Raw genomic sequence first — 14,093 nt, forward strand, 5'->3', positions numbered from 1 at the left:
ATATTTACAAAAGTAAAATTTAGATTAACCACCAAAAAAAAATAGACCAATGAAAAAAATTATAGTACCTGTAGATTTTTCAATACACTCAGAAAACGCTTTAAGGGTAGCGGCACAAATTGCTAGACATCAGAACTCAGAAATTGTTGTTGTACATATGATGGGCATAAGCGATGCAAAGCTTATTAAAGAAGGGAATGATTCTATTGAAGGCTTATTTTTAATAAAACTAACCAGAAAACGTTTTACAGAATTTTTAGATAAAGATTATTTAGAGGGACTAACAATTCATGATACGGTAAAAAATTACAAAGTATTTTCAGAATTAGATGATGTTGCTAAAGAATATGGTGGCGATTTAATAGTTATGGGGTCGCATGGTACTAGCGGTGTCTCTGAAGTTTTTGTAGGCTCTAACACTGAGAAAGTAGTACGTACCGCGTCGGTGCCTGTTTTAGTAATTAAAGAAGAAACAAACTTTAACCCGTCAGATGCTGTTTTTGCATGCGACTTTAAAGTAGAAAGTTTAGACGTGTACAATAAGGTCTCTGGAATGTTTAAATTATTAGATATTAAGCTTCATTTATTATACGTAAACTTACCGGGACAAAACTATAAGAGTACAGATCAAATTGAAAAGCAAATTATTGAATTTATAGTGAGTTTGCCAGAAGATGATAAAATATTACCAGAAGATGTAACAATCTATGCCGACTTTTCTGTGGAGCAAGGAGTGTTTAATTTTGCTAATAAAATAAAGGCAGATGTGATTAGTATACCCACGCATGGTAGAAGCGGATTAGCACACTTTTTCTCTGGAAGTATTGGAGAAGATATTGTAAATCATTCTAAAATCCCTGTATTAACAGTAAAAATATAAGGTTGCAAAACCATGTAAAAATTTACAAGCCTTCTATTAAATTATAGAGGGCTTTTTCATTTTCTATTTTAATGCGTTTACCTGTAGCAGAAATTAACTGGTCCTTTTTAAAGGACGACAGCGTACGGATGCACGCTTCTTTTGCTGTGCCAACGACATTAGCAATATCTTCGCGCGAGAGCGTCATAGAAATATAACCCTCTTCGTCTACGCCAAAATTATCTCGTAAATACATTAACGCTTCAGCGATACGTTGTCTAACGCTTTTTTGCGCCATACTAACAATGACATCGTCTGCCACTTTTAAATCTTGCGCCATTTGTTTTAAGATCGCTTGAGTAAACTGTGTGTTTTCGTCAAGAGACTTTGAGAGTTCAATTTTAGGAATAAAACACACCGTCATGTCATTGAGAGCAACCGCACTTAAATTCGTAGATTGATCTGAAATCACAGAACGTTGTCCTAAAATCTCACCTTTTGCTACGATTTTAACAATTTGATCTTTACCATTATCGCTCATTTTTGAGAGCTTAGAAACGCCATTTTGAATACAAAAAACCCCGTTAAGCTTTTCTCCTTCTCTAAAGATAGACTCGCCTTTTTTTATAATTTTCGATATTTTACTATCAGAAATGCGCTTAAGCTCTTCCTTTTTTAAGGCTTTTAATGAATTTAATTGTCTAACAATACAATTTTCACAACGCCTTTCAAGATGACTCATAAGTTGAAAAATATTATTCTTTATTCTTGCAAAGAAACGAATAATTTAGGCGAAATCTATGAAAGTAAAGTTCTTTATAATGAAAACTCTAGAGAATGTTGTAAATTATACGGCTGTAGGTTTTACTTTAAAACAGCTAAATAATGCTAATATATATGATAAATGTCATCTTTTTGGGCTGTAAAATGAAAGACCTTTGTCTTAGGTATGAATGATCTTTTTAAGGTCGAAGTAAATTAAGTAGTTATGGAGAATTGTTTCCATTGTGGTGATGCCTGCGATAGAACTGTAATTAAATATGAGGATAAACAATTTTGTTGTCACGGTTGTAAAACAGTGTTCGATATTTTAAATGAAAACGACCTCTCTTATTACTACGATTTACAGCAAACACCAGGAATTACACCCTCTCGTATAGAAGGTAAATACGACTTTCTTGAGAATAAAGTGATTTCTGATAAGTTGTTAGAATTTAACGAACAAGGCATTCAAGTGGTGACGTTGTTAATTCCTTCCATACATTGTAGTTCTTGTATTTGGGTCTTAGAGAATTTAAACAAACTTAATCCTGCAGTTAAAACGGCGCAAGTCAATTTTCCTAGAAAAACAGTGCGGGTTACGTATTCAAGCGACGGTTTTAATTTGCATGATTTAGTGGTTTTATTGGCTAAATTAGGGTACGATCCTTATCTATCTCTAGAAGATGCTTCTGTAAAAAAAACGACAACCGATCGTACTTTAATTTACCAACTGGGTATTGCAGGTTTTGCATTTGGAAACATTATGTTTTTGTCTTTCCCCGAGTACTTTAAAGTCGATGAGTTTTGGCTAGAGCGGTATAAATATTTTTTTAGATGGCTTATGTTTGCCTTTTCGCTACCTGTCGTTTTTTATGCAGGCTGGGGTTATTTCGTATCTGCTTATAAAGGCTTACGTTCTAGAATATTAAATATTGATGTGCCCATTGCTATAGGTATATTCGTCTTATTTGTTCGGTCTTCGGTAGAAATTATTATGGACTGGGGATCTGGTTTTTTCGATAGTTTAGCTGGTTTAGTGTTTTTCTTGTTATTAGGAAAATTCTTTCAGCAAAAAACCTATGCTTTCTTGTCTTTTGAAAGAGACTATAAATCCTATTTTCCTATTGCGGTAACACGATTATTTAAGGAATACGCTTCGGTTGATGGTGAAAACACATCCGAAACTTCAAAAAAAGAAGACCAAGCCCAAGTTTACGAATTAGAAAAAGGAGACCGAATAATTATCCGAAATTCAGAATTAATTCCTGTCGATGCTATTTTAATAAAAGGGAAAGCATTAATCGATTATAGTTTTGTAACCGGCGAGGCAGAACCCGTGGTAAAACAGTCTGGCGATTATTTATATGCTGGGGGCCGGCAACAAGCAGGTGTTATCGAGTTGGAGGTTTTAAAACCAGTAGAACAAAGTTATTTAACCCAATTATGGTCTAACGAAATATTTAGTAAAAATAAGCAGAGCGGATTTGAAAGTTTAACAGACAAGATAAGTAAGCGCTTTACCATTACCTTATTATTGATAGCTTTAGTGTCCACAATATTTTGGTTATTTTACGATACATCGATCGCACTAAATGTGTTTACATCGGTACTAATTGTTGCGTGCCCGTGTGCAATAGCTCTGGCCGCTCCCTTTACTTTAGGGAATTTACTGCGCATTTTCGGTCGTAATAAATGCTACATTAAAAACAGTAAAGTGATTGAGCAACTATCTCACATCGATACCGTGGTTTTCGATAAAACTGGAACACTTACTACCAATCAGAAAAACGGAATTGTTTACGAAGGAATAACGCTCTCCGAAGACGAGAAATTAGTATTAACTTCAACTTTACGTGCCTCAAATCACCCTCTGAGTCGTGCCTTATATACGCTGTTGAATACGAATGGTATTTGCACTTTAGATTCCTTTACAGAAGAAGTAGGTAAAGGTATTGAAGGGGTTTCACGTGCGTTTTCTATAAAAGTGGGCTCCTATGATTTTGTAACTGAGAAAGCTCAAGAAAAATCACAAGTTTTAGAGCAATCGAATACAAACAAAACTACAGTTCATATTGGTACCAGCGAAGAGTATAAGGGATGCTTCGTATTTTTTAATGAATACAGAGCGGGTATGACTGATGTATTTGAAGCGTTGTCTAAAAATTGTAATCTCGTTGTTTTATCTGGCGATAATAATGGAGAGCAAGCGTATTTAGAACAAATACTTCCTAAAGGGATCACGTTGCTATTTAATCAGAAGCCTGAAAACAAACTCAATTATGTTAAAACGTTACAAGATCAAGGGAGGAATGTGTTGATGGTTGGAGATGGACTTAACGATTCTGGGGCATTGGCACAAAGTAATGTGGGTATTGTTATTTCGGAAAACGTCAATGTGTTTTCTCCAGCGTGCGATGGTATTTTAGATGCTTCTCGTTTTAAACAAATAACAACGTTTTTAACGTTATCTCGTCAAGGTATAAAAGTTATTAACTATGCTTTTATTTTCTCGTTATTCTACAATGTAATAGGGTTAGGCTTTGCGGTGACAGGCCATTTAGCGCCAGTTGTAGCAGCAATATTAATGCCTTTAAGCTCTATAAGTATCGTGATTTTTACGACTGTTTATACATATATTTTAGGGCGAAAGCTTAATTTGGTCGACTAATACCCAAAGGGAGTAAGGTGGAAAATATCAATAAGAATCATTGAATAGAAATAAAAAGGGGTATTTTGAAATAAAAAGAAGTAAACTGACAAAAGTCATTTTATTAATAAACCAATACCGGTAATTTTACACCGTAATTCAAGATGATATGAATATTATATATATGCTTTTAGCAATCAGTGTTTTTGTGGCACTAGTGTTTTTTGCAGCTTTTATTTATTCTGTGAAGAAAGGTCAATACGATGATATGTATACGCCCTCTGTAAGAATGCTTTTTGAAGATGAACTTGTTGATGAAAAAAAAGAAACTAGTAAATCAACCAATGAAACAACACCAAGAAAAAAAAGACTAACTAAATAAACTATGGAATTACAAAAATTTTATTATGATAATAAGGTTGTACGGAACTTTATTATCGCAACACTATTCTGGGGGATTGTAGGAATGAGTGTAGGGCTACTATTAGCTTTTATGTTTTTATTCCCTAATCTTACCGATGGTATTTCTTGGTTAAGTTTTGGTCGTTTACGTCCGTTACATACAAATGCCGTTATTTTTGCTTTTGTTGGTAATGCTATTTTTGCTGGAGTCTATTACTCTTCACAGCGATTATTAAAAGCGCGTATGTGGAAAGATTGGTTAAGTAATTTTAACTTTTGGGGATGGCAAGCTATAATTGTAGGTGCTGCCATAACACTACCGTTAGGGTACACAACATCTAAAGAATACGCGGAGTTAGAATGGCCTTTTGATATCGCTATTGCTGTAGTATGGGTTGTATTTGGAGCCAATTTAATTGGAACTATGCTAAAAAGAAGACAACGTCACTTATATGTTGCACTTTGGTTTTATTTAGCAACATTTGTTACTGTAGCTGTTTTACATATTGTAAACAGTATGGAAATTCCGGTAAGCGCATTGAAGAGTTACTCTATGTATGCTGGTGTTCAAGATGCATTAGTACAATGGTGGTATGGGCATAATGCCGTAGCATTTTTCTTGACTACACCATTTTTAGGTTTAATGTATTATTTCGTTCCAAAAGCGGCAAACAGACCGGTATATTCTTATAGATTATCTATTGTGCACTTTTGGTCGTTAATATTTATTTATATCTGGGCAGGACCCCATCACTTATTATATTCTTCGTTACCAGATTGGGCACAGAACTTAGGTGTTGCATTCTCAATAATGCTTTTAGCGCCATCTTGGGGAGGTATGATTAATGGATTATTAACATTACGTGGTGCTTGGGATAAAGTAAGAACAGATCCTGTTCTTAAGTTTATGGTTGTAGCGATTACAGGTTATGGGATGGCTACTTTTGAAGGGCCAATGTTATCACTTAAAAACGTAAATGCTATCGCTCACTTTAGTGACTGGATTATTGCCCACGTGCACGTTGGTGCTTTAGCTTGGAATGGGTTCTTGGCATTTGGTATGATTTACTGGATGGTACCCCGATTATTTAAAACTAAATTATGGTCTCTTACATTAGCCAATACACACTTTTGGGTTGGTACTCTAGGTATCATTTTATATACATTACCTTTATACGTAGCAGGATTTGTGCAAGCCTCTATGTGGAAACAATTTAATCCAGATGGTACTTTAACTTACGGGAATTTCTTAGAAACCGTAACCGAAATTATGCCAATGTATTGGATGCGTGCTATTGGGGGAACGCTTTACATTTCAGGAGCAATAATTGGTGTTGTTAACTTAATAATGACGGCTAGAGCAGGAAGCGCTGTAACCGATGAGTTAGCAGAAGCTGCACCATTAGAAAAAATAACGAAAAACAGAACTAAAAAAGAAGGGTACCACTCTTGGTTAGAGAGACGTCCTGTTAAATTAACAATTTTCGCTACAATCGCTATTCTTATTGGAGGTATGGTACAAATTATACCCTCGTTAATGGTAGACGATTATATTCCAAGAATTTCTAGTGTAAAACCATATTCTCCATTAGAATTAGAGGGTCGAGATCTTTACATTAGAGAAGGCTGTGTAGGTTGTCACTCACAACAAGTTAGACCCTTTAGAAGTGAGGTAGAACGTTACGGAGAATACTCTAAAGCAGGGGAATATGTTTACGATCATCCTTTCTTATGGGGAAGTAAACGTACGGGACCAGACTTAATGCGAATAGGTGGTAAGTATAGTGATAACTGGCATTTTAATCATATGTACGATCCGCAAAGCACCTCTTCAGGTTCTATTATGCCTTCTTATAAGTGGTTAATTTTAAATGAGCTCGATAAAAGTAATACTGAAACTAAACTGAGAGCAATGGTAACACTTGGTGTTCCTTATACAGAAAATGATATCGTTACAGCGCAACAGTGGATGTCCGAGCAAGGTGAGAAAATTGAAAAAAGCTTGTATAACGATCCTGATTTTGCAAAAACATACGAAGCAGATAAGCAGTATGCAAAAGATAATAATGAGGAGTTTGTACAAATGCGAGATAGAGAAATTGTGGCCTTAATAGCTTACCTACAACGTATGGGTACCGATATTAAAGTGACAAATGGAGACGGATCAACAGAAAACTTAAACGAATAGATATGTTCAAATTTGTAAAAGGAAACCTAGAAAATATAGATGGTGTTGCAATCTATCCTTTAGTATCGTTATTAATATTCTTCATTTTTTTTGTAGGACTTTTTTTGTGGGTTATTACGGCAAAAAAATCACATATAGAGGAAGTTAGTAACATTCCTTTAGAAGATGACACCATTAATACAAACCAAAACTAATATGAGAACAACTGCATCCTTATTAAGACTCTTCTTGTTATTAATTATTTCTATAATTTTAATGGAATGGGTTTATGAAACAGATCAGCAATGGGCAATGCTTACTGAGCCCATTTACTGGATAATTATAGGTACTGTAATGCTTTTCGGTATGGCTTTCGAAATATGTATCGAAGCCTTACGTGTTATTTTATTTAAAACACTAAAGCCCGAGCAGCAAGCCAGTTATTTAGCAAAAGAAGTGTACCGAAAAGAAAACCAATTTAAGTGGTTTAGAGTAACGTACCTAAAAATGCTTGGAAACGATGAGGATATTGAAGAAAAGGAAATTATTCTCGATCATGATTACGATGGTATCCGTGAGCTAGATAATAATTTACCGCCATGGTGGGTATACGGTTTTTATGCGTCAATTATTTTTGCCATTGTTTATATGGTGCGCTTTGAAGTGCTGAATGATTACAACCAGAAAGAAGAGTATGAAATGGCCGTAGCGGAAGCCAAAATTCAAGTTGAAGAATGGAAAAAAACGGCAAAAGACTTAGTCGATGTAAATACGGTGACTTTATTAACCGATGCTTCAGATTTGAATTCAGGGAAAAAAATATACGAAACAAATTGTATCGCGTGTCATAAGTCTGACGGTGGTGGTGGTATTGGGCCAAACCTTACCGATGAGTATTGGATTTTAGGAGGTGGTGTTCAAAATGTTTTTAGAACACTTTTAGAAGGTGGTCGAGCAGGTAAAGGTATGATTTCTTGGAAGTCAGAGTTAAAACCTTTAGAGATGGCTCAAGCTGCGAGTTATGTTATTAGTCTGGGAGGAACAACTCCAGCAGAACCAAAGGCTCCAGAAGGAGAAATTTGGCAGGATGAAAACACTCCAAAATAGAGCCTTAAACTGACGCACTGCCAGTAAACAATGAAAATGCACTATCAGAAACTGAAGTAAACGAGTAAAAGACTCTATTTACAATGAATATGTTACATAATATAGCACAAGGTTTAGAACACTCGGAGCAAATAGTTTTAAAAAATCTATTCAACTCAGAGAGTTCTAATCTTACTGCTGTAAGTTTAAAAAGAGAAGTGATCTTACCAAAACGAATAGCCTCTACTAAAACAAAAATTTTAGTAGTAAAAGGTGAAATCGATTTTAATATGGAAGGTCAAAGTTTTCGTTTAGCAATGTTCGATACGTATAACGTTCCACTAGAACAGGCGTATTGCATACAGGCCTACAACGATGCTGTGTTTTTAGTATTAGCAGAACATTAGAATAACACCAGAATAACTTAAGGAAAGATGGCAGAGCAAGGGGAAGAGAATTTTCGCGATTCAATAGGAACACTTAATGAAGAAGGAAAAAGAGCTTGGGTTTTTCCTAAAAAACCTTCAGGTAAATGGTATGACTATCGCAAATATGTGAGTTATGTACTTTTGGCATTTTTAGTCTCTGCACCGTTTATTAAAATAAACGGAAATCAGTTTTTAATGTTTAACGTTTTAGAACGCCGTTTTAATATTTTTGGTAATCCGTTTTGGCCACAAGATTTTCATTTATTTGTTGTAATGATGGTTATTGGAGTGGTTTTTATCATTCTTTTTACGGTGGCCTTTGGTCGTATATTTTGTGGCTGGATTTGTCCGCAGACTATTTTTATGGAAATGGTATTCCGTCGTATAGAGTACTGGATTGATGGCGATAGAGGAAAACAAATCCGATTGAAAAAGATGCCTTGGAATGCAGAGAAAATTAGAAAACGCGTATTAAAGTGGATCATTTTCTTTATCATTTCATTTTTAATAGCCAATGTCTTTTTAGCCTACTTAATAGGAAGCGATGAACTTATTCGTTATATCACCGACGGTCCTTTTGTACACACAAGTACGCTAGTATCACTCCTTATTTTTACAGGTGTATTCTATTTTATATTTGCTTGGTTTAGAGAGCAAGTCTGTATTATCGCTTGTCCTTACGGTCGTTTACAAGGTGTGTTATTAGATAATAAATCTATAATTGTAGCCTACGATCATAAACGTGGTGAGAAAGAAGAAGGCCGTGCAAAGTTTAAAAAGAATGAAGACAGAGCTACAACTGGTAAAGGGGATTGTATAGACTGTTTTCAGTGTGTTCACGTGTGCCCTACAGGAATCGATATTCGTAATGGTACACAATTAGAATGTATAAATTGTACCGCTTGTATCGATGCATGCGACCATATGATGGAGTCTGTAAATTTACCAAAAGGACTTATTCGTTATACTAGTGAGGATAATATAGAAAAGAAAGAACCTTTTAAATTTACACCTAGATTAAAAGGTTATACCGCTGTTTTAGGGATTTTAATTGCTGTACTTATAGGGATGTTGTTTTTAAGAAACGATGTTGAAGCCACTATTTTAAGATTACCAGGCCAGCTATACGAACACAAAGAAGGCAATATTATTAGTAATGTGTATACTTTTAAGTTGGTAAATAAAACCATTAAAGATATTGAAAACGTTAGATTTGAATTAATGTCTCACAAAGGCACAGTGAAATTGGTATCGCACTCAAATTTTACAGTGCCAGAGCAAGATTTGGCAAAAGGTACTTTATTTGTAGAAATAAACGCTAGCGGATTAAGCGGCGATAAAGACCGTGTCGAAATAGGCGTGTATAGTGGTGACCAATTAATAGAAACCACAACAACGACCTTTATGGGACCACGAAGTTATAAATAAATCTGTAAGTGATTTGTTTTCAATGTAATAGTAAACGATTAAGAGTGTAAATTTATTTAAGAAGAAACTCGTTAGGGGAGTCTATATAAGCGCCTTTATTAGCGAGCATTAAAAATTATGAAATGGAATTGGGGAACAGGTATTGTCGTTGCGATGGCATTATTTATGGGGTTTATACTATATTTAGTTATTACAATGAGTACTCATAAAAAGTTTAGCTTCGATTTAGTCACCGAAGAGTATTATGCGAAAGAAGTAGTGTACCAAAAAGAAATAGATGCTGAAACAAACACGAATGATTTAGAAGAAAAAATTATTTTTGAAATTACAGATAACGGACTGAAATTAGTGTTTCCAGACACCTTCGAGGAGTCAAAGATAAAAGGAAACGTGTTTCTTTACCGACCGTCTAATGAGCAACTAGATTTTAATTTACCATTACTTCTAGAGAATTCTAATGTGTTCATACCTGGAAAAAATTTGATTGACGGTCGCTGGAATATTATTATAGATTGGGAGTACGACGGCACGCCGTTTATGTATAAAAAATCGTTTACTTATTAATAACTTATGTTACTATCGGCACTTATATTTGGTTTATTAGGGAGTTTCCACTGCGTAGGAATGTGCGGGCCTATTGCCTTTTTATTGCCCATAGATCGTAAAAACAGAACCAAGAGAGTCCTCCAGTTATTAAGTTATCATTCGGGCCGTTTATTAACGTATGCCTTATTAGGATTCATTTTTGGGCTGGTCGGTAAAAGTTTAAATCTATTTGGTTTTCAACAGCAGCTCTCTATTTTAATTGGGGTTTTAATGATTGTAGTTATAGTAATGCCCACCAACATTTTTAATAAGTATAATTTTTCTAAACCTATATACAGAGCGGTTTCTAAAGTGAGAAACGCAATGGGTAAAGCACTTAAAAAGAAAACCCTTGGCACGTTTTTTACCATCGGGTATTTAAACGGATTGTTGCCTTGCGGTCTAGTATATATGGCTATTTTTGGGGCGTTAGCTAGCGGAAACGCTTGGAATGGTAGTTTGTATATGCTCGTGTTTGGGTTGGGGACAGTGCCGTTAATGACCACCGCTATTTATGTTGGTAATTTTATAACGGGCACCCTTAAAAAGCGCATCTTAAAAGCGATTCCTGTCTTTGTATTTATAATAGCCCTATTATTTATTTTACGCGGATTAGGTTTAGGTATCAAGTATATTTCTCCATCGGAAATGATTACTGTTGAAGAAGTATCGGCCGACAATAGTTGCCATTAGTTTAATTTTTAAAAATAAGAAGTATGAAAAGTTTAATGTTACCTTTAGTAAATTGGGGAATGGGCGTAGCCATAATAGGTGTTTTTGCATTAGTTTGTATCGTTTTAACAGCGGTAGTTATCAATATGGTGAAATCTGATAAAAAAGCTAAAACCAAAACGGATTCTGATAAAGACGAACCGGTACTGTAATTAGTTGGTATAAGACGTGAAATGATTGAAAGAGAAGACCGACTACCCATCATTTTTAAGGACTATAAAACGCACTATTTTAAACAATAAAAAAAGGAAAGCTATTTTACGGCTTTCCTTTTCTCCTTTAAACTCTAACTACAAAATTAAGACGTTTATGGGTACTCTATACTGTCATAGAGAATAATTGTGTTTTTGGTTTGTTTCGTTGTAAGCGTAAATCGAAAGGCAGGCAAATGTTTCTCACAAAGGCACGGCCTTTTTCGGTAACTAAAAGCTTGTTTTCTAAAATAGTTACTAAACCATCTTTTTCAAGTTCTTCTAGTTTAGACAATACTTCAGGTATTTCATTAAAATACAAAGAGGCGTCTTCCCAAGAGGTTTCAAACGTACACATCAAATTAAGAATATGTTTGCGTATAATTAAATCTTCAGCACTTAAAATATGACCTTTAAATATAGGAAGTATGTCATCATTAATCATATTTTTATAATCCTCAATGCTTTTTACATTTTGTGCAAAACCGTACCAGCTGTCACTAATGGCCGATACTCCTAGACCAATCATAACCTGCGTTTTGCTGTCGCTATAGCCCATAAAATTACGGTGGATAGTGTGCTCCTTTACTGCTGTGTATAAACTATCGCTTTTCAATGCAAAATGATCCATACCAATTTCTACATAACCAGCATCTAGCAATAGTTGCTTTCCTGTTTCGTATTGCAGACGTTTTAACTCTGCATTAGGTAAGTGTTCTTCTTTGTAACCACGTTGGCCATTACCTTTTATCCACGGCACGTGTGCGTAGCTGTAAAAGGCGATACGGTCGGGGTTGAGTGCGATTGTTTTTTCTATGGTATTAATAATGTGGGCTTCGGTTTGAAACGGTAATCCGTAAATAATATCGTGCCCCACAGACGTATAACCGGCATCGCGCGCATTCTGGGTGGCTTTTTGCACATTTTCGAAAGGTTGAATACGGTTTATGGCTTTTTGCACGGTTTCGTTATAATCCTGAACACCATAACAGACACGTGTAAAACCATTTTTCGCCAAGGTGTCTAAATGAATTTTTGTGGTATTGTTGGGGTGTCCTTCAAAACTAAAATCGCAATGTTCTGCTTTTTTAGCAATTTTGAAAATACCAGTAATTAAAAAGTTTAAATTCTCAGGGGTAAAAAATGTTGGTGTTCCGCCGCCTAAATGAATTTGTTTTATAATTGGTTTTTCACCTAAAAGTGCTTTATATAAAGACAATTCTTTTAAAACCGCTTTAAGATAGGGCACTTCCACCAAGTGATTTTTTGTAATTCGCTTATTACAGCCACAAAACGTGCATAAACTCTCGCAAAATGGCAGATGAATGTAAAGGCTAATCCCTTCTACAGTATTACTTTCTTTGAAGCTTCTTATTAAAGTTTCTTTGTATTGCTTTAATGAAAAACTATCGTTATCCCAATACGGAACCGTTGGATAACTAGTGTATCGTGGTCCTGGAATATTGTATTTTGAAATTAGTACACTCATAGCTTATGTATTTTACTCAAAATTATAACATATGAGTGCCCTAAAAGATGACTTTTGTTAGCTTTGGTTGTTTTTTCTCTGAATAAGAGGGATAAGAGTCTGCATATCGCCTTTACAATCTGTACTTAATTTAAAATTCTAAAAGCACGTTCTGAGCCTAAACAGTTTTGGTCGCCGTACTTTTCAGACCAAAAACCGTCTAATAAATCTTTAGAAATACAAGTATACACCGCTACGCCTTTATAAATAGTGTCATCATCTCCGGTATATTTAAAATTAATGACTAGAATGTCATTTTTAAAAAAGGCTGTTCCTGATTGCTCTTGGGTTTTGTTTATAAGCCATTGGGCATCTAAACGGTTGTTTTCTTTACAGATTAAGTGCAAGACGCCTTTATACGATTGCCCTTCGGTATCCTGGTTTTTGCCGATAATAGTGTAAGTGCCTTCTAAGTCTTTAATGGTCATACGTAAAAAAGTAAAATAGCTGTTGGTTAGTAAATCTATTAAGAGTTCTAAAAATACTGCTAATTTATGATAGTTAAAGTCTGCTTTTTAGTTGTTTTTTACATTGAGAAGGTTTTTTTTATCCATACACTATCCATACACTATCCATACACTATCCATACACTATCCATACACTATCCATACACTATCCATACACTATCCATACACTATCCATACACTATCCATACACTATCCATAGAGTATCTAATTTATGGCATAACGCGGCTATAACTCTGAAAACCTAAAATCCCGTGTTTTTGTTTTGTAATTTCTAATTATTTAATTTTTTTTTAATAAAATAACAACCATATAAAATGCCTAATAACAACATCGGGATTAGATAGGTGTCAATATTTAAGGAAGGAGGTTCAACTAAACTTTTACTGCGCGAGGGAAGAGCAGGCAAGGTGTTAGAAATAACTTTAGAAAAACTCAAGAGGTATGTAATGAGAAATAGAAGTATTTTTTGAATTCTTAGTCTATTTGATTTTTTCATACTTTAAATTAAATTCGATAATTTTTAGAATTAATTTTTAAAAAAACATCTATATAGAATCTAAAGATTTGAGTTTAGATTGATTAGCCATAGGTCGTTAAAGAACAAAGGAAGAAGATTATTGTCTAAATGTAAAACGAAAAGTAACAACTGCATTATACAGGAAATAAGTGATTCTTAATATCTGGTTTAAGAAAAGCGGAATACTTCTTAAATTCTTTTCAAACAGGTCACCTAATGCAAATAGCAAATCATTACTATTTTGTAATAGAAAGTCTGGTTTTTAGTTAGATATAGCGTTACGTTGAGATACGT

Annotated in this window: 14 protein-coding genes; 11 read left to right on the top strand and 3 right to left on the bottom strand. The window is 34.7% G+C overall.

Going from position 1 to position 14,093, the window contains the following annotated elements:
* Positions 1-49: 49 nt before the first annotated feature.
* Positions 50-880, top strand: coding sequence for a universal stress protein (locus tag ES676_RS07210; RefSeq protein ID WP_148369652.1), 831 nt, complete (start codon positions 50-52; stop codon positions 878-880).
* A 22-nt stretch (positions 881-902) separates the two neighbouring features.
* Here the strand turns inward: ES676_RS07210 and ES676_RS07215 are convergent, their stop codons facing one another.
* Positions 903-1,601: a Crp/Fnr family transcriptional regulator gene (locus tag ES676_RS07215; RefSeq protein ID WP_148369653.1), complete on the bottom strand. Its 699-nt coding sequence runs from the start codon at positions 1,599-1,601 to the stop codon at positions 903-905.
* A 246-nt stretch (positions 1,602-1,847) separates the two neighbouring features.
* Here ES676_RS07215 and ES676_RS07220 point away from each other — a divergent pair, with 246 nt between their 5' ends.
* From ES676_RS07220 to ES676_RS14700, 10 genes are all read left to right on the top strand, one after another.
* Positions 1,848-4,289: a heavy metal translocating P-type ATPase gene (locus ES676_RS07220; protein ID WP_148369654.1), complete on the top strand. Its 2,442-nt coding sequence runs from the start codon at positions 1,848-1,850 to the stop codon at positions 4,287-4,289.
* Between the two features lie 148 nt (positions 4,290-4,437).
* Positions 4,438-4,650 (top strand): cbb3-type cytochrome oxidase assembly protein CcoS, encoded by a 213-nt coding sequence (gene ccoS / locus ES676_RS07225; RefSeq protein WP_148369655.1) that lies wholly within the window; start codon positions 4,438-4,440, stop codon positions 4,648-4,650.
* A gap of 3 nt (positions 4,651-4,653) precedes the next feature.
* The gene (gene ccoN / locus ES676_RS07230) at positions 4,654-6,858 is read left to right on the top strand and encodes a cytochrome-c oxidase, cbb3-type subunit I (protein WP_148369656.1); all 2,205 of its coding nucleotides are present in this window, start codon (positions 4,654-4,656) and stop codon (positions 6,856-6,858) included.
* A 2-nt stretch (positions 6,859-6,860) separates the two neighbouring features.
* Complete coding sequence (locus ES676_RS07235) at positions 6,861-7,052, top strand: cbb3-type cytochrome c oxidase subunit 3 (protein WP_148369657.1); 192 nt, start codon at positions 6,861-6,863, stop codon at positions 7,050-7,052.
* 1 nt (position 7,053) lies between these two features.
* On the top strand, positions 7,054-7,944 hold the full coding sequence (locus ES676_RS07240) for a cbb3-type cytochrome c oxidase N-terminal domain-containing protein (RefSeq protein WP_148369658.1): 891 nt from the start codon (positions 7,054-7,056) through the stop codon (positions 7,942-7,944).
* An 83-nt stretch (positions 7,945-8,027) separates the two neighbouring features.
* Entirely contained in the window at positions 8,028-8,330 is a 303-nt protein-coding gene (locus ES676_RS07245; RefSeq protein WP_148369659.1) for a hypothetical protein, read from the top strand.
* A gap of 27 nt (positions 8,331-8,357) precedes the next feature.
* Positions 8,358-9,779: a cytochrome c oxidase accessory protein CcoG gene (gene ccoG, locus ES676_RS07250; RefSeq protein WP_148369660.1), complete on the top strand. Its 1,422-nt coding sequence runs from the start codon at positions 8,358-8,360 to the stop codon at positions 9,777-9,779.
* A 117-nt stretch (positions 9,780-9,896) separates the two neighbouring features.
* Positions 9,897-10,343: a FixH family protein gene (locus ES676_RS07255; protein ID WP_148369661.1), complete on the top strand. Its 447-nt coding sequence runs from the start codon at positions 9,897-9,899 to the stop codon at positions 10,341-10,343.
* 6 nt (positions 10,344-10,349) lie between these two features.
* Positions 10,350-11,057, top strand: coding sequence for a sulfite exporter TauE/SafE family protein (locus ES676_RS07260; protein ID WP_148369662.1), 708 nt, complete (start codon positions 10,350-10,352; stop codon positions 11,055-11,057).
* A 23-nt stretch (positions 11,058-11,080) separates the two neighbouring features.
* A complete protein-coding gene (locus ES676_RS14700; RefSeq protein ID WP_170234435.1) occupies positions 11,081-11,248 on the top strand; it encodes a hypothetical protein in 168 nt (55 codons plus the stop codon).
* A gap of 166 nt (positions 11,249-11,414) precedes the next feature.
* Here the strand turns inward: ES676_RS14700 and hemN are convergent, their stop codons facing one another.
* Entirely contained in the window at positions 11,415-12,776 is a 1,362-nt protein-coding gene (gene hemN, locus ES676_RS07265) for an oxygen-independent coproporphyrinogen III oxidase (protein ID WP_148369663.1), read from the bottom strand.
* 125 nt (positions 12,777-12,901) lie between these two features.
* On the bottom strand, positions 12,902-13,243 hold the full coding sequence (locus tag ES676_RS07270) for a hypothetical protein (RefSeq protein ID WP_148369664.1): 342 nt from the start codon (positions 13,241-13,243) through the stop codon (positions 12,902-12,904).
* Positions 13,244-14,093: the final 850 nt, after the last annotated feature.

The sequence above is a fragment of the Bizionia saleffrena genome, assembly GCF_008086175.1.
Lineage (GTDB): Bacteria > Bacteroidota > Bacteroidia > Flavobacteriales > Flavobacteriaceae > Bizionia > Bizionia saleffrena.